20 protein-coding genes are annotated in these 22,630 nt (G+C 61.2%); 12 read left to right on the forward strand and 8 right to left on the reverse strand.

The window, feature by feature from the left end; translation table 11 throughout:
* The first annotated feature begins 21 nt into the window (after positions 1-21).
* The 8 genes from BGP02_RS11785 (at position 22) to BGP02_RS11820 (ending at position 9,194) form a co-directional block, all read left to right on the forward strand.
* On the forward strand, positions 22-942 hold the full coding sequence (locus tag BGP02_RS11785) for a LysR family transcriptional regulator (protein ID WP_150608255.1): 921 nt from the start codon (positions 22-24) through the stop codon (positions 940-942).
* Positions 943-1,170: 228 nt separating this feature from the next.
* Positions 1,171-2,541 carry an APC family permease gene (locus BGP02_RS11790; RefSeq protein ID WP_261938599.1) on the forward strand — a complete coding sequence of 457 codons (1,371 nt, stop codon included), beginning with the start codon at positions 1,171-1,173 and terminating at the stop codon, positions 2,539-2,541.
* A 246-nt stretch (positions 2,542-2,787) separates the two neighbouring features.
* Entirely contained in the window at positions 2,788-4,704 is a 1,917-nt protein-coding gene (locus BGP02_RS11795) for a copper resistance system multicopper oxidase (RefSeq protein ID WP_268567802.1), read from the forward strand.
* A gap of 17 nt (positions 4,705-4,721) precedes the next feature.
* Complete coding sequence (locus BGP02_RS11800) at positions 4,722-5,612, forward strand: copper resistance protein B (protein ID WP_286798570.1); 891 nt, start codon at positions 4,722-4,724, stop codon at positions 5,610-5,612.
* Between the two features lie 75 nt (positions 5,613-5,687).
* Positions 5,688-6,074 carry a copper homeostasis periplasmic binding protein CopC gene (gene copC / locus BGP02_RS11805; protein ID WP_150549852.1) on the forward strand — a complete coding sequence of 129 codons (387 nt, stop codon included), beginning with the start codon at positions 5,688-5,690 and terminating at the stop codon, positions 6,072-6,074.
* Between the two features lie 5 nt (positions 6,075-6,079).
* Positions 6,080-7,003 carry a copper homeostasis membrane protein CopD gene (copD, locus tag BGP02_RS11810; protein ID WP_286798571.1) on the forward strand — a complete coding sequence of 308 codons (924 nt, stop codon included), beginning with the start codon at positions 6,080-6,082 and terminating at the stop codon, positions 7,001-7,003.
* Positions 7,004-7,125: 122 nt separating this feature from the next.
* The gene (locus BGP02_RS11815; protein WP_286798573.1) at positions 7,126-7,797 is read left to right on the forward strand and encodes a heavy metal response regulator transcription factor; all 672 of its coding nucleotides are present in this window, start codon (positions 7,126-7,128) and stop codon (positions 7,795-7,797) included.
* Positions 7,798-7,799: 2 nt separating this feature from the next.
* Positions 7,800-9,194 carry a heavy metal sensor histidine kinase gene (locus BGP02_RS11820; protein ID WP_286798574.1) on the forward strand — a complete coding sequence of 465 codons (1,395 nt, stop codon included), beginning with the start codon at positions 7,800-7,802 and terminating at the stop codon, positions 9,192-9,194.
* Positions 9,195-9,212: 18 nt separating this feature from the next.
* Here BGP02_RS11820 and BGP02_RS11825 read toward each other — a convergent pair whose 3' ends face one another.
* Positions 9,213-9,719, reverse strand: coding sequence for a TPM domain-containing protein (locus BGP02_RS11825; RefSeq protein ID WP_268567805.1), 507 nt, complete (start codon positions 9,717-9,719; stop codon positions 9,213-9,215).
* A complete protein-coding gene (locus BGP02_RS11830) occupies positions 9,713-10,558 on the reverse strand; it encodes a TPM domain-containing protein (RefSeq protein WP_286798575.1) in 846 nt (281 codons plus the stop codon). Before BGP02_RS11830 ends, BGP02_RS11825 begins: the two co-directional genes overlap by 7 nt.
* 222 nt (positions 10,559-10,780) lie before the next feature.
* Between BGP02_RS11830 and ftsH the strand changes: the two genes are divergently transcribed.
* Together ftsH and ppk2 are read left to right on the forward strand one after the other, a co-directional pair.
* Positions 10,781-12,727 carry an ATP-dependent zinc metalloprotease FtsH gene (gene ftsH, locus BGP02_RS11835; protein WP_268567807.1) on the forward strand — a complete coding sequence of 649 codons (1,947 nt, stop codon included), beginning with the start codon at positions 10,781-10,783 and terminating at the stop codon, positions 12,725-12,727.
* The gene (gene ppk2 / locus BGP02_RS11840; protein ID WP_261938592.1) at positions 12,699-13,505 is read left to right on the forward strand and encodes a polyphosphate kinase 2; all 807 of its coding nucleotides are present in this window, start codon (positions 12,699-12,701) and stop codon (positions 13,503-13,505) included. Before ftsH ends, ppk2 begins: the two co-directional genes overlap by 29 nt.
* 156 nt (positions 13,506-13,661) lie before the next feature.
* Here the strand turns inward: ppk2 and BGP02_RS11845 are convergent, their stop codons facing one another.
* From BGP02_RS11845 to BGP02_RS11865, 5 genes are read right to left on the reverse strand one after another with little or no spacing between them, the layout of a single operon-like run.
* The gene (locus BGP02_RS11845) at positions 13,662-14,666 is read right to left on the reverse strand and encodes a transketolase family protein (protein WP_261938591.1); all 1,005 of its coding nucleotides are present in this window, start codon (positions 14,664-14,666) and stop codon (positions 13,662-13,664) included.
* A complete protein-coding gene (locus BGP02_RS11850; RefSeq protein WP_261938590.1) occupies positions 14,663-15,508 on the reverse strand; it encodes a transketolase in 846 nt (281 codons plus the stop codon). Before BGP02_RS11850 ends, BGP02_RS11845 begins: the two co-directional genes overlap by 4 nt.
* Positions 15,509-15,549: 41 nt before the next feature.
* Entirely contained in the window at positions 15,550-17,406 is a 1,857-nt protein-coding gene (locus BGP02_RS11855) for a TRAP transporter large permease (protein WP_261939869.1), read from the reverse strand.
* Positions 17,403-18,434: a TRAP transporter substrate-binding protein gene (locus tag BGP02_RS11860; protein ID WP_261938589.1), complete on the reverse strand. Its 1,032-nt coding sequence runs from the start codon at positions 18,432-18,434 to the stop codon at positions 17,403-17,405. The genes BGP02_RS11855 and BGP02_RS11860 overlap by 4 nt, the downstream gene beginning before the upstream one ends.
* A 44-nt stretch (positions 18,435-18,478) precedes the next feature.
* Entirely contained in the window at positions 18,479-19,228 is a 750-nt protein-coding gene (locus tag BGP02_RS11865) for an SDR family NAD(P)-dependent oxidoreductase (RefSeq protein WP_286798576.1), read from the reverse strand.
* Between the two features lie 214 nt (positions 19,229-19,442).
* Here BGP02_RS11865 and BGP02_RS11870 point away from each other — a divergent pair, with 214 nt between their 5' ends.
* Together BGP02_RS11870 and BGP02_RS11875 are read left to right on the forward strand one after the other, a co-directional pair.
* Positions 19,443-20,327, forward strand: a complete 885-nt coding sequence (locus BGP02_RS11870; protein WP_261938588.1) for a LysR substrate-binding domain-containing protein — start codon at positions 19,443-19,445, stop codon at positions 20,325-20,327.
* A gap of 401 nt (positions 20,328-20,728) precedes the next feature.
* Positions 20,729-22,345, forward strand: coding sequence for a methyl-accepting chemotaxis protein (locus tag BGP02_RS11875; RefSeq protein WP_017234468.1), 1,617 nt, complete (start codon positions 20,729-20,731; stop codon positions 22,343-22,345).
* A gap of 34 nt (positions 22,346-22,379) precedes the next feature.
* Here the strand turns inward: BGP02_RS11875 and BGP02_RS11880 are convergent, their stop codons facing one another.
* Positions 22,380-22,586 carry a dodecin family protein gene (locus BGP02_RS11880; protein WP_017234467.1) on the reverse strand — a complete coding sequence of 69 codons (207 nt, stop codon included), beginning with the start codon at positions 22,584-22,586 and terminating at the stop codon, positions 22,380-22,382.
* Positions 22,587-22,630 lie beyond the last annotated feature (44 nt).

A 22,630-nucleotide genomic window follows, 5' to 3' on the forward strand; every position in this document is an offset into this window, starting at 1 on the left:
CATGACATTAATGGTGACTTAATGATCGATCTGGACGATCTGCGTCTGTTCCGTGCCTTGGGCGCGTCGCGATCGCTCGCCGCCGCCGCGCGTTTGCTGAACCTGACGCCCCCCGCGGTCACAGTCCGCCTACAGCGCGTGGAGGAGCGGCTGGGCGTTCGCCTTGCGGTACGCGGCGCGAAAGGTATCTCGCTGACCGATGAAGGTCAGCGTTTTTTGCATGAGGCGTCTGAACTCCTTGAACGGATAGATGCGATTCCGTCCCGAGTGTCGGGCGAACCCGGCAGCCTCACCGGCAATCTGCGCATCGTTGCGCCGCTTGGCTTTGGTCGCGCGCACATTGCGCCCTTGGTTCGCGAGCTTCATCGGGCTCACCAAGGCCTTTCGATTTCACTGGTGCTCGCCGACAGTCCGCTCACCGCAGCGTCAGGCGCGGATGTCGTCATTTCCATTGGCAACGTCAAAGCGTCTTCCTGGGTGGGGCATTACCTGGCGCCCAATGAACGATATCTCTGCGCGTCTCCCGCGTTTGCGCGCCGCCTGCCGGCCGTCGTGCATCCGTCCGAGCTCGATCGGTATGAATGTCTATGCTTGCGCGAGAACGACGAAGACGCCACGCATTTGCGATTCATGCGTAACAACGATCGCGGAACGGGGGCAAGCAAGGCCGCCACCATTCGAATGACCGGCGCATTGTCGTCAAACGACGGCACGGTCATCAGCGATTGGGCGGTCGCCGGACTTGGCATGATGGAGCGGTCCGAGTGGGATGCCGCACGACTGATTGCCGCTGGAAAACTGGTTCGCCTACTGCCGGAATGGCGCTTGGCGCCCGCCCCCATCATGGCGCTGGTGCCAACGCGTCACGGACTTTCGAGCCGTCAGCGGGTGTTTCTCGAAACGGCAAAGCGTGCCTTCGACCCACCGCCGTGGCGTCGGTGACGCTCTGACAGCGACCCTACATCCCGTGGTTCAGCGCACCTTGCACCAAAGTGGACCGCGGGTGCCCCCAGGAAGGCCAGGCAAGTCCGGCAGGACAGCGAATTGCGACCCGCCGGGACTGGAAAATCAACGGCGAACGCAAGAATGACATCCCCCTCTTGCTTGGACATCCGGCATGGAGTAAAACGTCGATCCATCCATGTCAACCTAGCCTAGAACCCCACGCTTATGGACCAACCCGCCAAGCTCAACGCCGATTCGCTGGGCATCGTCGAATCGGTGATTATGGGCATCGCCGGCACTGCACCGGCCTACAGCGTCGAGATCACGACGTCGACCATCATCGGGACGGCCGGCACGCTCTCCCCGGCGAGCATCCTGGTGTGCGGGCTGATCATGTTTGGCATCGCATACGCGTTCATCAACATGAATCGTGCGCTGGCCAGTGCCGGGACCTCCTATTCATGGGTGAGCATGGTCTTCGGGCGCACGCTGGGCTTTTTTGCCGGCTGGGCGCTGCTGGTGCTGTGCTGCGTGTTCATGGTGTCGGCCATGATTCCAGCGGCCAATGCCACGCTGCTCATCTTCGATCGACCCATGATGAACAACGTGCACTACGTGACGCTGATCGCAGCCGCGTGGCTCACGGTCGTCAGTGCAATCGTCGTCAAGGGCGTCAAGCTGACCAGCTACGTGCAGGTGGTGATGACCATCATCGAGGGCATCATCCTGCTGGTGATCATCGTCGCGAGCTTCTTCGTGTTCCCTCACGCGCAGCAGCACGCGTTCTCGTGGCATTGGTTTTCGCCCCTCGCGTTCACGCCCGCGCAGTTCGCCAGCGGTGCCCTGGTGGCAATCTTCTTCTTCTACGGCTGGGACGTGACCATGAACCTCAGCGAGGAGACGCGCGACTCGAACCGCATTCCCGGCCGGGCGGCGTTCTGGTCGATGGTGTTCCTGATGGTGTTCTTCCTTGTCTTCATCGTCATCGCCCTGCTGGGGCTGTCGGACGCCGAGATCCAGCACTTCAACACCAATATCATCTTCGCCATTGCCGAGAAGCTGTTTGGACCGACCTGGGGCTACGTCGCGATCATCGCGGTCTTGCTGAGCACGGTGGGAACGGTCGAGACGCAGATGCTGCAGTTCACCCGCACGCTCTTCGCCAAGAGCCGCGACGGCGCCCTCCACCATCGCTATGCGCGGCTGCATCCGCGTTGGCAAACGCCCCACGTTGCGATCTTCTTTATCTGGATCATCGGGCTGGCGCTGCTGTTCATGTCGTCTTATCTGCCGACGATCAACGTCATTCTGCAGGATTCGATTACCGCGATCGGCTTCCAGATCTGCTTCTACCTTGGGCTGACCGGACTCGCCTGCGGCTGGTACTACCGCAAGGTGTTGACGCAGGGCCCGTGGGCCGCCGTGACGCATGTCATCTGGCCGGTGGCAAGCGGGCTTTTCCTATTCTTCATCGCGGTCTACAGCATCCCGACCTTCGATTGGGCCACCAATGTCGTCGGCATGGGGGGCATTGTCATCGGTATCGTTCCGCTGCTGCTGAACCGCAAAAAGATCTGGGTGGCCCGGCAAGGTTGATCCGGCGGGCGCTCTGACATTGGCCGCGCGGGGCTCAGGCTTCCCCGTGCGGACGGTGGAATTCGCGCATCCCCTCCGCGCGGAGCCGTCCATCATGACAAATTCGTCATTTTGCCGTCATGGGATCGATGGCGACGTCCGGATAATCTTGCCCCATACCACAAGGTACCGACCGGGCGAAGACCGCGGTACCGACTGAGGGACATTGCGCCGTATGGCGTTGTCGAGACATTCGGATACGGATACATGCAAACCCATTTCGGCAGACGAACCTTCGTAAAGGGATTGGGGGCCGCCGGTCTTGCTGGCGGGCTTGGACTGTGGCGTCCCCCCGTCTGGGCGATTTCGAGCCCGGGCCAGCCCAATGTGCTCGCGGGCACCCAGTTCGATCTCGATATTGGTCAGGCCCCCATCAACATTACCGGCCAGGCACGAACCGCCACGCTGATCAACGGCACCCTGCCCGGCCCGATTCTGCGCTGGCGCGAAGGCGATGACGTCACCCTGCGCGTCACGAACAAGCTTCAGGCGCAGACGTCCATTCACTGGCATGGCATCCTGCTGCCGAGCAACATGGATGGGGTGCCGGGGCTGAGCTTCAACGGTATCGACGCAGGCGAAACGTTCACCTATCGCTTCACGGTGAAGCAACACGGCACCTATTGGTACCACAGTCATTCGGCCATGCAGGAGCAGACGGGCGTGTACGGCCCTTTGGTCATCGACGCGAAGGACCCCGAGCCGTTCAAGTACGAGCGGGATTACGTGGTCATGCTCTCCGACTGGACGGATGAGGACCCGCGGCGAGTCAAGGCAAAGCTCAAGAAGCAGTCCAACTACTACAACTTTCACCAGCGCACGATCGTGGACTTCTTTCACGACGTCAAATCCCAAGGCTGGAGCGCGACGATCGCCGACAGAAAGATGTGGGCCGAGATGCGCATGAGCCCGACCGATCTGGCAGACGTCAGCGCCTACACGTACACGTATTTGATGAACGGCCAGGCGCCCAACGGGAACTGGACGGGCATCTTTCGCCCGGGCGAGCGCATTCGCCTGCGCTTTATCAATGGGTCGGCCATGACCTATTTCGACGTGCGAATCCCCGGCTTGAAGATGACTGTCGTGGCTGCCGATGGTCAATACGTCAATCCGGTCAGCGTGGACGAGTTCCGGATTGCGGTCGCCGAAACGTACGACGTAATCGTCGAACCGGCAAACGCATCGGCTTATACGATCTTCGCCCAGTCGATGGATCGAACGGGCTTTGCCCGCGGCACGCTGGCCGTGCGCGAAGGCATGGCGGCCGAGGTGCCCTCCCCTGACCCACGCCCGCTGCTCACGATGGACGACATGGGCATGGGTGGCATGGATCACGGCGCAATGCCCGGCATGGACATGTCGAGCACGGGCGACGGGGCGATACAGACCATGGACGGCACGCCTGCCACGGATCACAACGCCATGCCGGGCATGGATATGTCGAGCATGAGCGGTGAAACCCTGCAGACCATGGACGGCACGCCTGCCACGGATCCAGCGGCAATGCCGGGCATGGACAGCATGTCGGGATCGACCACCAGCGCAGCGGCAAGCATGTCCGGCATGGATCACGGCGCCATGTCCGGAATGGGGGCGATGCAATCGCATCCCGCAACGGAGAACGGAAATCCACTGGTCGATGCGCAAGCCATGAGCCCCACGCCACGACTCTCGGATCCAGGGATCGGACTGCGCAACAACGGACGACGCGTGCTGACCTATGCGGACCTCAAGAGCGCATTTCCCGATCCCGACGGACGCGAACCGACGCGTACGATCGAACTGCACCTGACCGGCCACATGGAGAAGTTTGCCTGGTCGTTCGATGGCGTGAAGTTCGCGGACGCGAAGCCGATTCACCTCAAGTACGGCGAGCGGGTCAGGTTGGTGCTGGTCAACGACACCATGATGTCGCACCCGATTCATCTCCATGGCATGTGGAGCGATCTGGAGGACGAGGACGGAAAGTTCATGGTGCGCAAGCACACGATCGACATCGCCCCCGGGTCGAAGCGAAGCTATCGCGTCACGGCCGACGCCCTTGGACGATGGGCCTACCACTGCCACCTGCTTTTCCATATGGAGACGGGAATGTTTCGCGAAGTGCGCGTGGAAGAATGATGCGAATGGATAAGCCGATGACATCGACGATCCCGCGGACCCTCAAGCGAACCGCCGTGGTCTTCGGCCTGGCGGCCGCCTTCGGACATGCCGTTCCTGCCCTTGCGCAGTCGGTGGCCTCGCCGGCGCACACGCACGATGAGGCCGCCTCGGGAGACGTGGAGATTCAACCCATGCAACCCACCGCATCGACCCCGACCGCATCTCCGGTGCCGCCGCTCACGGACGCGGATCGCAACGCCGTATTCCATGGCGGACACATGCACGACATGGGCGACACGGAGATCAACTACCTGGTGCTGTTCGACAAACTGGAGTGGCAACACGCCGGCGGTGGCAACGCGCTGAATTGGGAAGGGACCGCCTGGGTGGGCGGCGATATCGACCGCTTATGGATCCGTTCGGAAGGCAAGCGGACGGAGCATGGATTGGAGGACGCGGAGATCCAGGCACTTTGGGGCCATGCGATCAGTCCGTGGTGGGATGTGGTCGGTGGCGTTCGCCACGATTTCAAGCCGGGACGTTCCCAGACGTGGGCCGCGTTAGGCCTGCAGGGACTCGCGCTGTACAACTTCGATGTGGAGGCAACCGCCTATGTCGGGCAGGCCGGGCAGACCGCCGCCAGGCTGGAGGGCAAGTACGAGTTGCTCATTACCAATCGCCTGGTGCTTCAGCCGACTGCGGAAATCAATATCTACGGCAAGAACGATGCGCGCCGGGGTATCGGTGCGGGCCTGTCGTCCACCTCGCTCGGCTTGCGCCTGCGATATGAACTCGATCGCCAGTTCGCCCCTTATATCGGCGTCAACTGGGACCGAAGCTACGGAAATACGGCGCGTTTCGCAGAACAAGAGGGCCAGCGACGCAGCGAAGTGTCCTTTGTCGCAGGCGTTCGCGCCTGGTTCTGATGTCGACGTTCGTGCGCCCGACGCACGACGTTCGTCCCCCTAATTCTCACCCCCAAATTACCCACGGAGTTACCGATGAATCTTCGACACGTTGCCTCTCGTCTCGCGGTGATCGCCACCACGGCGGCCCTTGCCTCGGTCGCCTATGCGCATCCCAAGCTGTTGTCCTCGACGCCGCAGGACAACGCCGAAGGCGCTTCCCCCGAAAAGATCGAGCTGCATTTTTCCGAGAACCTGATGACGCAATTTTCCGGCGCGGCGCTCGTCATGACGGGCATGCCGGGCATGTCCAGCCATGCGCCGATGCGCGTTGCCGCGAAAGTGTCGGGCAGCGACGATCCCAAGGTCATGGTCATCGCGCCGTCGCAACCCCTGCCGGCCGGCACCTATCGCGTCGATTGGCGCGCCATTTCTTCCGACACGCATCCGGTGACCGGCAAGCTCATGTTCACGGTGAAGTGATCGGCATGGATGGTTGGATCAACATCGCCGTCCGGTTCGCGCTCTACCTGGATCTCATGCTGCTTTTTGGATTGCCGCTCTTCGGTCTTTACGCATTGCGGCGCCATGAACGACGTTCCACGTATTTCGCGAGGCCGCTGCGCGCGCTGCTCGCGATGCTGGTTGCCGTCGGCATGGCGTTGTCTGTCGGCAGCATGATCGTGATGGGCAAAGCCATGACCGGGGCGTCCGATTACGCTTCGATCGGGGCGCACGCGATTTCGATGCTGATTTCCGGTACAGCCTTCGGGGCGGCGTGGCTGGTTCGCATCGCTGCCCTGGGGGCATGTTTTGCTGCCTTGCTCGCCCTCGCACGCCGCCCTACGACCGCGCTTGCTGTGGCAACCGTCTCGGGTGGGATTGCGCTGATTACGCTTGCCTGGGGCGGCCACGGGGTGATGGACGAGGGAGATAAAGGCATCCTCCACCTCACGTCCGACGTTTTCCACCTCATTGCCGCCGCCGGATGGGTCGGCGCATTGACGGCCTTTGGGCTGCTACTGCGCGTCAGTCATTCCACACCGAAAGCGCGCATCGCGCTGTTGAGCCGAACGCTGAACAGTTTTGCGGTCGTCGGCGCCATGATCGTCGTGACGCTCGTCGCCACCGGCCTGATCAACTACGGCATGATCGTCGGTCCCACGTTGAGCGGTCTGTTCACCACCTCCTATGGGCAGTTGCTCGTCGTGAAGTTGGCGCTCTTTGGCCTGATGCTTGGCCTCGCGGCAGCGAATCGCTATCATCTGGCGCCTTTGCTCGAGATCCGGGTACAAAGCGGGGATTACCAGGGGGCGATATCCGCGCTGCGCCGAAGTCTCTTTATCGAAGCCAACGCTGCCACGGCAATTCTCGCTGTGGTCGCGGCGCTCGGCACGTTGAGCCCCGAATGAACGGGACGAAGGTCAGGCATGAGCGCCGGATGCCCAAGTCCGGCATGGGATAATGCCTCGCTTGCGGCTGACGCTCACCCACTGCCTGTGCGGGATCGGCCGCGTGTCCGCCCATTTTTGATATGCGCATACTTATAGTCGAAGACGAGCCCAAAATGGCCGCCTACCTCAGGAAGGGCCTGACGGAGGCAAGCTATACGGTCGACACAGCGAACAACGGCAAAGAAGCCCTGTTCCTCGCGCTGCACGAAGATTTCGACCTGATCGTCCTTGACGTCATGCTCCCCGAACTGGATGGCTTCGAAGTTCTCAAGCGCCTGCGGATGCAAAAGCCCACGCCGGTGCTTCTGCTGACCGCGCGAGACACCGTGGATGACAAGGTGACCGGTCTGGAGCTGGGCGCCGACGACTACCTGTCAAAACCGTTCGCCTATGCCGAATTCCTGGCGCGGATCCGATCGCTCCTGAGACGTGCGCCGCGTAGCGTGCGAGACACACTGCTCATTGCAGATCTGGAGATCGACCTTATCAAGCGCCGGGTCCGCAGGGGGCAGTTCCGGGTCGAGCTCACGGCGCAGGAATTTTCTCTACTCCAGTTGCTCGCTGAGCGCCAGGGCGAGGTGCTGACGCGAACGTTCATTACCTCGCAGATATGGGACATGAACTTCGACAGCGACACGAACGTCGTTGATGTCGCCGTCAAGCGGCTGCGAGCCAAGATCGACAGCACATTCGAGAACAAGCTGCTGCACACGGTTCGTGGTATGGGCTACGTACTCGAGGATCGTTCGTGAGCGTGGCCGGCAGACCCTACTCCCTGCTGCGTCGTCTCACGGTGGCGTTTTCGACGGTCGCCATTACCGTATTCGCCCTGGTGGGCACGTTCCTCTATGATTCGTTGGCAACGGAGCTGCAGCGGCGCGACGACATCGAAATTACCGGCAAGCTGAACCAGTTCCTCCAGCTCATTCGCGATCAGGGGTCGATGGCTGCGATTCGGTCCAATCCCACGCTCTTCCACGAGGTGCTGCTGTCTCACCCCGGGGTTTATCTCGGCATCTTTGACGAGAAGAACACGCCGCTGGTGGAACACTCAGACGCGGACGCGGTGGACCTGTTGCCGGTTGCGACGTCGCACCGCGCGTTTGGCGTGGCCTATACGTGCGAGCCCGCGGGGATCGGCCTGTCGCGATGTATCACCGGGCAGGAGGTGTTGCCGGGGGGCGACACGGTTCGTGTCTCGCTCGTGCGCGCCGCGTCCGATCGCCGATCGCTCCTCGACAGATACCGCATTGACGTACTTCTCGCGATGGCCGCCGGGGCGGTGCTGGTCGGCATACTGGGGTATGCCGTTACCCGACGCGGGTTCCGGCCGATCAGGAGCATCGGTCGCCAGACCTCTCGCATCGAAGCGCATAACCTCGGCGAGCGACTCGACATTCGGGGCGCACCGCTGGAACTTCAGGACATCGCACTGTCTGTCAATCGGATGCTGGACCGGCTGGAGCGCGCGTTTGTGAGACTTTCGCAATTCTCGTCCGATCTCGCGCACGACATGCGCACGCCACTTGCCAATGTCATCAGCTCGTCGCAAATCACGCTATCGCGCACGCGCACGATCGAAGAATACGAGGCGCTGATCGACTCCAACATCGAAGAATGCGAGCGGCTCCAACGCATGACCGAGAATATGCTGTTCCTCGCTCGCACCGACAATGCCACACAGCACTTGGCGCTCGGCATGCTCGATGCGCAAAGCGAACTGCGCAGGCTCGCGTCTTACTTTCAGGGGTTGGCGGAGGAGGCTGGCGTGGACATCGCAGTCGAGGCAGACGCCCGCATCTGGGCGGACGCGGGCATGTTTCGCCGTGCCGTGAGCAACCTTGTGTCAAACGCACTGACGCATGCCGCTGCCGGCACTGCGATTACGCTTTGTGCACGTGAATCCACGCGCCAGACCGTCGTCAGCGTGACGAACCACGGGGAGTGTATTGCCCCCGAGCATATCGAGAAAATCTTCGAGCGCTTCTATCGCGTCGATCCGTCTCGCCACGGATCCGCGAAAAACACGGGGCTCGGCCTGGCGATCGTCAAATCCATCGTGGAACTTCACCGCGGCAAGGTCGAGGTCGTGAGCGCGGAGGGCAAAACCACCTTCAGCTTGCTATTTCCGCGTCAACCGAGCGCATAACGCCGCTCCCTCGCCCCGTTACAACACCACCGGCTTGTCGCTCAGCTCGTTCGTGCCGACGTCCCGTGCCGGGAAGTGCTGCCGCAGATGCTGACCAATGGACTCGACGCCGGCGATGCCCCCGGCTTCGTATTCGCCTTTCCGAAAAGCGGCTTCCATCTGCCGGCACACGGCGTTCCACTCTCTCGCCCCGACTTTTTGATGGATGCCGCGATCTGCCACGATCTCGACGCTGCGGTCTGCCAGTAGCAGGTAAATCAGAACGCCATTGTTGTGTTCGGTATCCCATAGGCGTTGCTGGGAGAACACTTCGATGGCACGTTCGCGGGCGGTGAGCCCCTTGAGCAATCCGGCCCAGCTCAGCGCCCCCTCCACGACAAAGCAGAGCTGACCGATATGGCTGGCTTCGCCCGCCGAGATGGCCCGCTCGATCGCCTGCAGCGCCTTGCGCGGGAAGGCTTGCCCGACTTTCCAATGCGTCATCAGCAGGTGTCGCCCCATGCGCCGGAAGTTTGGCATCACCATTTCCCCGAGGCGCCGCCGCCGCCGAATCCACCGCCGCCGCCACCGAATCCACCTCGCCCTGACCCGCCGAAGCCCCCCATGCCACCGATCCCCCTGAAACCGAGATGGGAGCCGCCAAACATCGTAAAGAAAAGTGCGATCGCGCCGGCGAGCACACCCAGGACGACGGTGCCCGACAGAATCCAGCCGATGACGCCGACAACACCGCCCGTGGCGACGGCGCCGGGGCCACGACCGAGGATCGATCGAAGCACGCCGCCGAGGACGAGCGTGAGCACCAGAAGGACGGGCAGGAAGGCGCGCACCGAGCCGCTTCCCTCATCGCTGGCGCGCTTCGGCGGCGGTAGCGGCTCGCCGTTGACAACACTCATGATGCGTTCGACGCCAGCGGTCACGCCGCCATAGAAGTCGGCTTGCTGGAAGCGTGGAACGATGTCCTCGTTGATGATCCGGTTGCTGATGGCGTCGGTGAGCACGCCCTCGAGACCGTAGCCGACCTCGATGCGCACTCGCCGGTCATCCTTGGCGACAATCAGCAGCACACCGTCATCCGTGCCCTTGCGCCCGAGCTTCCATTGTTCGACGACGCGGATGGAGTACTGCGCAATGTCTTCGGATTGCGTGGTCGGTACCATCAACACCCCGATCTGACTGCCCTTTGCGGCCTCGAAGGCTTGCAGCTTTTGCTCCAGGGCGGCCGTCTGTTCGCGGGTCAATGTACCGGTCAGGTCGGTGACTCGGGCTGTCAATGGGGGGATGCCCACCTCGGCACTTGCCCCAAGGCACAGGCAAAGCAGCAGCGCCGGAAACAAGCCTTTGACGGCCAGATGCCATTTCACGTTGACCTCCCGGGGCGAACCTATTCACTATCGCCGCTTCCCACCCGCTCACATTGACGCGTGTCAAACGTCGGCATCTCCATGACGGAGACGGCGAGTGCCCCAGGTGAGCCACGCCAGGCGACATGCGCCGCGACAGGCGAGATCGGGGCTTGACCTCCGTCAAGCGGTGCGCTTGGCGCGCTGACTATGATGAATCTGACCGCAAGATGGAAGGATTCCATGGAAACACGCCAACAGTTTTCCCTTTGGTACCTGCTCGCGGCCGTCACGGCGATGCTGATCCTTCAGAGTTTCATTTCCCCTTCGGACGTCGAGACGCTGCCGTACAGCGATTTCAAGGTGCTTTTGAAAGCGGGTAAGCTCAAGAACATTACGCTCGGCGAAGGCGCCATCACGGGGACGCTCAATACCGACGGCATCGAGAATTTGCTCCCCAAACCCCAGGCTGACGCGATGCAGCATCAGGGAAAGGGCGAGCATGCCTTTTCGACGATCCGCGTCAATGACCCCGCCTTGGTCCAGGAACTCGAAGCCGCAAAGGTGCGCTTCGTCGGCCAGGCCGACAACAAGTGGATCGGCGCAGTGCTGTCCTGGATTGTCCCCGCTGCGCTGTTCTTTGCCTTCTGGAGCTTCCTCATCAAGCGCGTCGGCGGCGCCGCGGGGGGCATGATGGAGATCGGAAAGAGCAAGGCCAAGGTCTACATGCAGCAAGAGACTGGCGTGACTTTCGCCGATGTCGCCGGCATCGACGAAGCGAAGGACGAACTCGCCGAAATCGTCAACTTCCTGAAAGATCCCGACCGCTACCGGCGCCTCGGAGGCAAGATTCCCAAGGGGGTGTTGCTGCTTGGCGCCCCCGGCACCGGCAAGACACTTCTGGCCAAGGCGGTCGCGGGCGAGGCGGCGGTCCCGTTCTTCAGCATCAGTGGCTCGGAGTTCGTGGAGATGTTTGTCGGCGTCGGGGCGGCGCGAGTTCGTGACCTCTTCAACCAGGCCGAAACCAAGGCCCCCTGCATCATCTTCATCGATGAACTCGACGCGCTCGGCAAGACCCGTGCCCTTGGCACTTTTACGGGCAACGACGAACGCGAACAGACGCTGAACCAGTTGTTGGTCGAGATGGATGGCTTCGATACCAACAAGGGCGTCATCATCATGGCGGCAACCAACCGGCCCGAGATTCTGGACCCGGCGCTGTTGCGCCCCGGGCGCTTTGACCGCCATGTTGCGCTGGACCGCCCCGACCTCAAGGGTCGCGAGCAAATTCTCAAGGTTCACGTCAGGCACGTCGTCCTGGCGCCCACCGTCGAGTTGTCCGTGCTCGCGGCGCGCACCCCCGGCTTCGCGGGTGCCGAACTCGCCAACCTCGTCAATGAGGCTGCGCTGCTGGCCGCCCGCAAGGGTAAGGATGCGGTGGAAATGGTCGATTTCGACGAGGCGCTGGACCGCATCGTCGGTGGCCTGGAAAAGAAAAATCGCGTGATGAACGCCCAGGAGAAGGAGACCATCGCTTACCACGAAGCCGGTCACGCCATTGTGGCGGAAATGCGCCCCCATGCCGACCGCGTGTCGAAGGTGTCCATCATTCCACGTGGCGTGTCGGCGCTCGGCTATACCCAGCAGACACCTACCGAGGATCGCTATCTGCTCAAGCAAAGTGAGCTGCTCGACCGGCTCGACGTGCTGCTCGGCGGGCGCATGGCTGAGCAGATTGTTTTCGGCGACGTGTCCACCGGGGCCCAGAACGATCTACAGCGCGCGACGGATATTGCGCGCCAGATGATTACCCAGTTCGGCATGAGCGAGCCGCTTGGGCTGGCCACTTACGAGGATATGCCGAATCCGCTCTTCAACGGCATCGGCATGATGCCGCACGAGCGCAGGGCGTGCAGCGAGGAAACCGCGCGACTGATCGACGCGGAGGTTCGGACGATTCTGGCGCAGGCCAGCGCCCGGGTGCGACAAACGCTTCAGGCCTGTCGCCCCAAGCTCGACGCGTTGGCTAAACGCCTCCTTGTCCAGGAAGTCGTAGGCCGCAGCGAGCTTGAGCTCCTGCTGTCCGAAAAGGTGACTCAGTTATCGCCCACGAGGCCGTCGGGGCCCGTGGTGTCCGTGCAGCGCGAATCGGGGCACCCGCATGAAGACGAAGACACGCGATCATCCTGACGAGGCGGAGGTCAGTTCCGTCACGGCGGACGACTACGAGCGGGAGCTGCGTTTGCTGCAAATTGAACTGGTCAAGCTGCAGCGGCACTTCCTCAGTCATGTGAACGAAAGAATTCTGGTGATCTTTGAGGGGCGCGACGCCTCCGGGAAGGACGGCACCATCAAACGGATCGTCGAACATCTGAGCCCGCGGGAGACACGCGTGGTCGCGCTTGGAAAGCCCTCCGACCGCGAACGTGGCTCGTGGTACTTCCAGCGGTACGTTGCCGAACTCCCCGCCCCCGGCGAATTCACGCTGTTCAATCGCAGTTGGTACAACCGCGCAGGCGTCGAGCACGTCATGGGGTTTTGCACCAAGACGGAGCATGAAGAATTCATGTCGAGCGTCGGGGCATTTGAAGGCATGCTGGTGCGCTCGGGAATACGCCTTATCAAGTATTACCTCGACATCACCAAGGACGAGCAGCAGCGGCGCATTGCGTCGCGGCGTCGGGACCCCCTCAAGCAGTGGAAGGTCAGCCCCATCGATGAACAAGCGGTAGCGCTGTGGAAGAAATACAGCAAGGCGAGAAACGAGATGTTCTCCCGTACGAACGACAGCGTGCCGTGGAATGTGGTCAGCGCCGACGACAAGCGGGTCGCGCGCCTCAATGTCATCAAGGACCTGCTCACGCGCCTGCACTACGCCGGCAAGGACACGAAGCTGATTCGTCCGAATCCGGACATCGTGTTTCCTTATGCCCAGGCGCATCTGCTGAGCGGCGCGATCGCGAAGTAATGCGGTAGCCCTCGCCGACTCAGCCTGCCCACGGCGGAATGCCCGTCGGCGTAATTCGTGACGCCTTCGGGAACCTCGTGTTGAACGCATTCGACGCCAACGCCTCGTGCGGCACAATCAGGGGGAGCGTCGAAGCACTCGCCCCCAGACTATTCGCTATTTCAACCAGCCTTTGATTCGAGCGCTCAATGTCTCCACACTGATGCCGTAACGGTCGTGCAAGGTCGGTAGCGCTCCGGCGTCCAGAAATGCGTCGGGAAGACCGGCCAACTGGAATCCGGGCGGGTGCGCCCCCTTGCGTAAAAGCGTCCCGGCCACCGCTTCACCCAACCCACCTACCACGGAGTGATTTTCCGCTACGACGACCAAGCGATTCTTCCTCGTGACCTCTGCGACAATGCTGGCTTCGTCAAGTGGCTTGATGGTCGGGCAGTGCAAGACCGCAACGCCGATATTGTCGGCTTCCAACGCCTTCGCGACTTCGAGCGCTCTCATGGTCATGAACCCGCTCGAAATGACAAGAACGTCGTTACCGTCACGAAGCCGCTTTGCCTTGCCCAACTCGAATATGTAGTCGTATTCATCGAGGACGAGCGGCACGTTGCCGCGCGACAATCGCATGTAGACTGGCCCCGGATGTTCTGCAATTTGTGGAACAGCCTGCTCGAGATCCAAGGCATCGCACGGGTCGACGATGGTCAGCCCGGGGACTGCGCGCATCATGGCAATATCGTCCGTGGCCTGGTGGCTTGGCCCGTAGCCGGTCGTCAAGCCGGGAAGCGCACAGCAGATTTTTACGTTGAGATTTTCCTCGGCAATCACTTGATGGATGAAGTCGTATGCGCGTCGCGTCGCAAATACCGCATATGTGGTGGCGAACGGGATCAACCCTTCCTTGGCCATGCCCCCTGCGGCGGCCATGAGCAGTTGCTCCGCCATGCCCATTTGAAAGAATCGCTCGGGATAGGCAGCTTGAAATAAGTGCAGGTCCGTGTATTTCCCCAGATCGGCCGTCAGGCCTACGATGTTGGGGCGATCGGCGGCGTATTCCACCAACGCCTTACCAAACGGCGCAGCCTTCACGCGCTGGCCTTCTGCTGCAATCGATGCGATCATCGCCGACGTCGTCAGACGCGGCTTCTTCTCGGCGACGGTATTCATGCTTGGTTTCCTTGACTGAATGACTGGTCCAGAACGTTCAGGGCTTGTTGCCATTCCGGTGCGTCCACACGAATGAAGTGGTTCTTCTCGCGCTGCTCCAGAAACGGTACCCCTCGCCCCATCAGCGTGTCGAATAGGATCACGCGAGGCTTCGGCTCCGTGACCTGACGCGCGGCATCGAATGCGCGTGTCACGGCGGCCAGGTCGTTGCCGTCGACGCGTTGCACATGCCATCCGAACGAGGCCCATTTGTCCGCCAACGGCTCAAACCCCATCACCTTGCCCGAGGGGCCGTCGGCTTGCTGATTGTTGATGTCTACGAGGCAAATCAGATTGGCGAGATGCTGATGGGCCGCACCCATCGCGGCTTCCCACGTTGCACCCTCGTCCAGTTCGCCATCCGACATCGAGTTGTATACAAACGCCGAGTTGCCTTTGTGCCGCAGTGCCAACGCCATGCCGACGGCGATCGCCAGCCCTTGGCCCAAGGACCCGCCAGAGATTTCCATGCCGGGCGTATAGGTCGCCATGCCCGACATCGGCAGACGGCTGTCATCGCTCCCGTAAGTTTCGAGCTCACTTTCGGGCAGGATGCCGGCCTCGATCAGGGCAGCGTATTGTGCAATCGCGTAATGCCCGTGGGATAACAGAAAGCGGTCTCGGCCCTCCCACTCCGGCTCAGCCGGGCGCAGGTTCATGGCATGTCGGTAGGCGACTGCCAATACGTCTGCCCAGCCCAGAGCCTGACCGATATAGCCTTGCCCCTGCACTTCGCCCATGCGTAACGCGAAGCGACGGATTCGATATGCGCTCTCGCGCAGGTTCGCCAAAGTTTCAGACATACGTATTCCTTGAGTACTGAGATTGCAGTTTCGGTCGTCGATTACAGGAAGCCCGTGGAGAACCAAGGCACAAACGCCACGACAAGTAGTCCGAGTAATAGCGCGCCCAAATACGGCCAGATCCGTTTGACGGCAACATCCGGATGAACGCGCCCGATCGTGCATGCGGCGTAGTAGCCGAGGCCGAACGGCGGAGCAAACAAGCCAATGCCCATGGATAGGATCACGACCATCGCGTAGTGGACCTCGTGGACGCCGACGGCTCTGGCGACCGGGAAGAGGAGCGGCGCAAAGAGCACCATCGCGGGAATGCCCTCCAACACACTTCCCAAAACCACGAACGCAGCAATAGAAACGAGGAGGAAACCGTATTTCCCGCCGGGCACGCTCGTCATGGCTTCGGCCAAGCTGTGCGAGAACCCTGACTGCGTCAATGCCCAGGACATCCCCGTCGCGGTGCCAATGATGAACAGAATGGCGCCCGCCAACGCCGCAGTGTCGACCAACATCGGATACAGGCGTCGCCAATCGAACTTGCGATAGACGAGCAATCCCGCGACAACCGCGTAAGCGATGCCGATCGTTGAAACTTCGGTGGCGGTAGCGACGCCCTCGACAACCGCGGTACGGATAAGTATCGGTAGAACAAGCGCTGGAAGCGCAACGACCAACGAGCGAAGGACCACTTTCGCCGGCGCTCGTTTGAATCCCTCCGTGACCTCTGCGCTCCGATAACGTGTGATCAGTGCCAGCAAGAGAGCGAGCACGACACCCGGCAGGATGCCACCGGTGAATAGCGCAGAAATCGAGACGCCGGCAACCGAGCCAATCGTGATGAGGACCAGTGAAGGCGGAATCGTCTCGGCCATCGCGCCCGAAGCGGCCAGCAGCGAGATGAGCTCACCTTCGTCATTCCCTCGGCGCTTCATTTCAGGGAGAAGCACGGGAGCGACTGCGGCCATGTCCGCGGTCTTCGCCCCGGAAATTCCCGAGACGAGCAGCATCGCGCCAAGAAGCACATAGTTCAAACCACCGCGCACGTGCCCGAGCAAAGAGGCGAGGAAATCGACCATCGCTTTGGCCATCCCCGTCATTTCCACCAGATGGCCGAGCAAGATGAATAGCGGCACGGCGAGAAGAATCAACGAACTCATGCCTTCGTCCACTCGCCCGGCCACCACAGCCAGCGGGCTGTCAGTCACAGTGAGCAGGAATGCGACCGTCGCCAGTCCGAAGCAGAAAGCGATCGGTACCCCAAGCAGCACCGACACCGCGAGCACTAGACCGAAGAAGATAAGAAGATTCCAGTTCCCGATGCTCATCAGCCAGTCCGAACTGAAGTAAAGCGCGGCCGAAAATGCAGCGATACACAGCGTGACCCCAACGAAGTCGATCAATCGCTGGCGCGCGAGACGAAGCAGGCAGATGCCGATCATGAGCACCGCACCCGCCGGCACGGCCGCCGCACGTATCGTGTTGGGCCATCCCAGTGCAGGCGTCTGCACGAACCATTCGCCTTGCGCGTACTCGATCATCGGTCCGATCAGCAGAAGCAACATGACGCAGGGCGCCGCGATGGCCAATGCCTCCGCCCATGCCCTTGCCCGGCCGCCCAGCCGACCCACGATCACCGTCGTGCGCATGTGCGTGCCTCGGCGCAATGCCACGGCGGCCCCCAGATTGGCCAGCCAAAGAAAGAGGATCGATGCGAACTCGTCGGTCCACGGGATCGGGTTGTCGAAGACGAAGCGTGAAATGACGCCGACAAAAAGCACCACCACTTCACCCACGACCAGTGCCGCAGCGGGAATCTCGACGGCATACCCTAGCCACTTCTCTAGCCTCAGCGAGAGAGATTGTCTCCCGGCGATAGGCGGCCCCATGGAGATCGTGCTCATCCCAAACCCCCAACGCTGTTCTGCAGCAACTTCCATGCGTCATCACCGAACTTGGCGCGCAGATCCTTGTAGAAGTTCGCTTTTATCAAGGCCTCTTTGAACGCCTGCTTGTCCGGCTCGATGATTTGAATCCCTTTCGACGAAAGGTCGGTGCGTGCAGACACACTGAGTGAAGCGATATCCGCCCGCTCGTCGGTCGCGGCTTTGTCAAGTTCGCGCCGCACGATCTCCTGAATATTCTTCGGTAGCCGTTCGAACGCGCGACGATTCCCCAAGATCCAATAGGCATCCCACACGTGGTTCGACATGGTGCAGTACTTCTGAACTTCGTAGAGTCGCGCCGTCGTGATAATGGCCAGTGGGTTCTCCTGGCCTTCAACGAGTTTCGTTTGCAGCGCCGAATACACTTCGTTGAAGTTGATCGGGGTAGGGCTTGCGCCCAATGCGGAGAAGAGCGATGTCAGCATGGGCGCGGCCGGCACGCGAAGCTTCAGGCCCTTCAGGTCCACGGGGGTCTTGACGGCTCGGGTGGAGGTCGTGATTTGACGGAATCCGTTGTCCCACGGTTTTGACACCGCGACCAAGCCGACCTTTTCGATTTGCGCACGAACATAGGCACCGAGCGGGCCGTCCATCGCCTTCCAGACCTCGTTATAGTCATGGAAGGCGAAGCCTGCGTTCACAATGCCCGCCGCCGGTACCAGAGTCGACAGAACCACACTGGCTTGATTAAAGAATTCGACGCCGCCATTGCGAATCTGTGACATCAGATCGGTATCGGATCCCAATTGGTTGGAGGGAAACAGCTTGATTTCCAGGCGCCCGTCCGTCGCGTTCCGAATTCGGTCGATCGCTTCCTGGGCCCGCTTATTGACGGGGTGCGTCGGATCTTGGCCAGTCGCAAACTTGTACGTAAATTCGGCGGCATTGGCCGGCCGCGTGGCAATGGAAAACAGGGGGAGCGCCGCTCCCATCGCCAGGACTTGACGTCGCGAATAGCCCTTCTTGGTGTTCTCCGGTTTGTTCATGGCAGTCTCCTTGATAGATATAGTCAGCGCCGGATCGTCCCGGTTTAGTGAATCAACATGCCTCCGTTCACGTCGAGCGTGATGCCGGTGCAGTACAACGAGAGGTCGCTCGCGAGGAAGATGCACGCGCCGCCGATATCCTCCGCGCGCCCGAGGCGAGCCAGCGGAATCGTCTCCGCGATTTCCGACTTCTTCTCCTCGGTCAACTTGCCTTTGATGATGTCGGTCCCGATCAGACCGGGCGTAACACTGTTGACGCGAATACCGTCGGGACCCAGCTCGCGCGCCATTGCGCGTGCCAAGCCGAGAACTCCCGCCTTGGCCGCGGAATAGTGAGGCCCCCCCAGGATCCCGCCGCCGCGCTGCGCTGACACGGACGAGATGCAAATGATGGAGCCGCTTTTCTGCGCTTTCATTGTGGGGATGACGGCTTGGGACATATACAGCGTGCCCCGAAGGCTGACGTCGAGAATGCGGTCGTAGTCGCTTCCGGTGATATCGACGGTTCGCGCCGGCTGGGTGATACCCGCGTTGTTCACCAGAATGTCAATGCGGCCAAATCGTTCACGGGCGGCCAAGATGGCGGCGTCGCACGAGGCTTTGTCGGTCACATCCACCGCCATTCCGAGATGCTCGTCGCCAAGGCGGGATGCGGCGGCTTCAGGCTCGGCCTGCGCCAGATCGAGTAAAACCACTTTTGCGCCGTGGGACGCCATCAAGCGTGCCGTGGCAAACCCCAGGCCATTGATGCCCGCTGCGCCGGTGATGACGGCGACTTTGTCTTTCAGCAGCATAAAACACGTCTCCAGTAAAGTTCGTGCCTGAAAAAGCGCGCTGGAGACAATGCGAACATGCTGCGCTTGCTGCACGGGCCATGACTGCCCTGCCGCATGTCTCCAACTCTTTTTCTTGATTTGTGCTGGAATATTCGTTCCATCGTGAGCTGACGACAAGCGAAGTATCATCATGCTAAAGTGACGTTTCATCATCTTAGAGGTGACCTTCGACATGACCGCCCTTCCCCCGGTCACCAACCTTCAGGCATTCGAGGCTGTCGCCCGACGCAAGAGCTTTGCCCTGGCGGCAGCGGAACTACACCTCACGGCGTCTGCCGTGAGCCACCAGGTGGCGCGGCTGGAAGCGTATTTGGGCGTTCGGTTGTTTGAAAGGAGCGCGCACGGCGTTCATATCAGCACGGCAGGCGAAAGCTATCTGGCGCGGATTCAAGGGGCGCTATCGGCCATCACCGCAGCGTCGATGGATGTAAGGCAGGGTGTGAGCAACAGTCTCTATATTCACTCGGCACCGAGCATCGCCAGCCTATGGCTGATGTCGAGGCTGAATGGATTTGCAAAGGCCTACCCCGAGATTTCCTTCAATCTGTCCGCGGCGCATACGCCAAGCAACTTTGAACTCGGCGAAGTCGACATCGACATACGATATGGCGTGCCGAATTGGCCTGGGTTACAGGTCGAACCGCTGTTTACCGAGCGAGTCGTTCCGCTCGCCAGTCCGCAATTCATTCGGGAATACCGACTTCGAAAGCCGGAGGATCTGTTGGGCACCAGACTCATTCGAAGCAATGTAAGCATTGTTCAATGGTCGGACTGGTTCGGGGCGTTCTCGTCCGCGCGAGCACCGGATCAATTTCCCGTGCGTTTTGACAGAGCTCAAATGTCGTTGGACGCGGCGACCCAGGGTCTCGGTGTCGCGTTGGAGAGCACGACTATCGCGGGGCGGCATATCAAGGAACGAAAGCTCAAACCCGTTTTCGGTATCGACATGTGCATCAGCGTCCACGCGCATTTTGCCGTCTATCCTGTGCGCCATGCGAAGCGACCGGCGGTTGCTGCATTTCTCGAATGGTTGCGGAACCAGGCAACGCAGGCGTGACGCCGAACCAAGATCGCCGACGAACGCAGGCGCCGAACGCGTTTGCTCTTCTCCTACGCCTAACGGCGATGAAGATCGACCTGAGTGTAGAAAGCAGCGATAGCGCGCCGACGTCAGCCTATCCCCCCAAAAGTCCGCAGACGGTTGACTGACCTATCCAGTCCATGCGTCGTCTTGCCAATCTGGCGTGTTCGTGAACGGACATCGCCACGCGTTTAGGCGATGTCCGCGCCCCCGGCAATTCAGTCTATGAGCGAAAACACCCGCAGACGTTTGCGTCACCTGTCGATAGAGTGTCGGCCAACTGACTTGCAAAGCGTCCGCCATTCGTGGCGCGCCATCGCGATGCCGCGCTCCCAAAGTCAACCTCTTGTCCCCCACTGCCAGTCCTGGAGGTAGTCGTGCACCGTTTTACCCTGAACACCAAACTGTTGTTGGCCTTGGGCCTGATGTGGATCAGCCTCCTGGTCATTTGCGCCTGGGGCTCGATCAACACGCGTCAGACCATGTTCGCGGAGCGCGAACTCGGCCTCAAGAACGTCGTGGATTCCGCGACCAGCGTGATCAAAAGATATGCAGATGCTGCCGACAAAGGCACGCTCACCAAAGCCGAAGCGCAGCGCGATGCGATCGCCGAAGTGCGCGCCATGCGCTTTGGCGACAGTGGCTACCTCTCCATTTCCGACACCCACGCCAACGTGGTGATGCATCCCATCAAGCCGGAATTGGATGGCAAGAACCTCTCCGACTTCAAAGATTCGTCGGGCCAATACGTGTTCCGGGAGATCTCCAACGTCGGCCGGGCCGGAGGGGGGTACTTTACTTACCAATGGCCCAAGCCTGGTCACGATAAGCCGGTTGGCAAGATCAGCCGTGTCGGATACTTCGCGCCGTGGGACTGGTGCATTACAGGCGGGGTCTACACCGACGACATCAACGACGCCTTTTACCGCTCTCTCGCCGAATGGGCCGGACTGCTGGTCGTGCTCGGCGCCATTGTTTCGGCGGCGATGTTGTTGATCATTCGCAACATCAAGAAGAGCCTGGGCGGAGAGCCGCACTACGCCGTCGAGATTGCCGGGCGCATTGCCCAGGGCGATCTTGCCATGACGATCGAAACGCAGCCCGGCGATACCACCAGCCTGCTTGCCGCCATGCGCGCCATGCAGGAAAGCCTCTCGTCCACGGTCGACCGTATTCGCGGCGGTACCGAATCGATCACGTCGGCCGCACGCCAGATCGCCGCCGGCAACACCGATCTGTCGGCGCGTACCGAAGAACAGGCGGCGTCGTTGGAGGAAACGGCATCGTCCATGGAGCAACTCACCGCCACGGTCAAGCAGAATGCCGACAATGCGCGGCAGGCCAGCGCGCTGGCGGTGAATGCCTCGGAAATCGCAGAGCGCGGCGGAAATGTCGTCGGACAGGTCGTCGGCACGATGCACGGCATCTCGGACAGTTCGGGCAAGGTCGTCGACATCATCAGCGTGATCGACGGCATCGCGTTCCAGACGAACATTCTTGCCCTGAATGCCGCCGTGGAAGCGGCGCGCGCCGGCGAGCAAGGCCGCGGCTTCGCCGTGGTGGCCGGCGAAGTCCGAACCCTCGCCCAGCGCAGCGCTGCCGCCGCCAAGGAAATCAAGGCGTTGATCGAGAGTTCCGCTCAGCAAGTCCGCGAAGGCTCGGTGCTGGTCGGGCAAGCGGGCCAGACCATGACGGACATCGTCCAGGCAGTGAAGCGAGTCACCGACATCATGGGCGAGATCTCCGCCGCCTCCAGCGAGCAAAGCCGGGGCATCGAACAGGTCAACCGTGCCGTTACGCAGATGGATGAGGTGACGCAACAGAATGCCGCCCTGGTCGAAGAGGCTGCCGCCGCCGCCTCGTCCATGGAGGAGCAGGCAACGCGCCTGCAAGAGGCCGTAACCGAGTTCCAGATCGCGCCCGCGCCCGCCTCCGCAGCGCAGCGAATCACCGAGCGCCCCTATCTGGTTGGGGATAAAAGGCTGGCAGCGTGAGGCCGGAGGTCGTCCAGGCAAGCTCGCCCTGCCACTACTCGAGTTTGAAACTCAGCTTTGCGGTGATTCGATAGTTGACGATCTTGCCGTCGGCCACCTCGGCCGAAAAGTCCTCGATGTAGATGGATTTGACATCGCGAAGGGACTTTTGGGCCGCGGCGACGGCTTTCGTCGCCGCATCCTCCCAACTCTTGGGGGATTCGGCGAGCACTTCGATAACTTTGACGATGTTTTTTGACATGACGGCTCTCGCAAAGGTGCATGGCAGCTCGTGGGATGTCTCCC

Origin of the sequence: Pandoraea sp. 64-18, assembly GCF_001899225.1 — a bacterium.
In the GTDB taxonomy this organism is placed as follows: Bacteria; Pseudomonadota; Gammaproteobacteria; order Burkholderiales; family Burkholderiaceae; genus Pandoraea; species Pandoraea cepalis.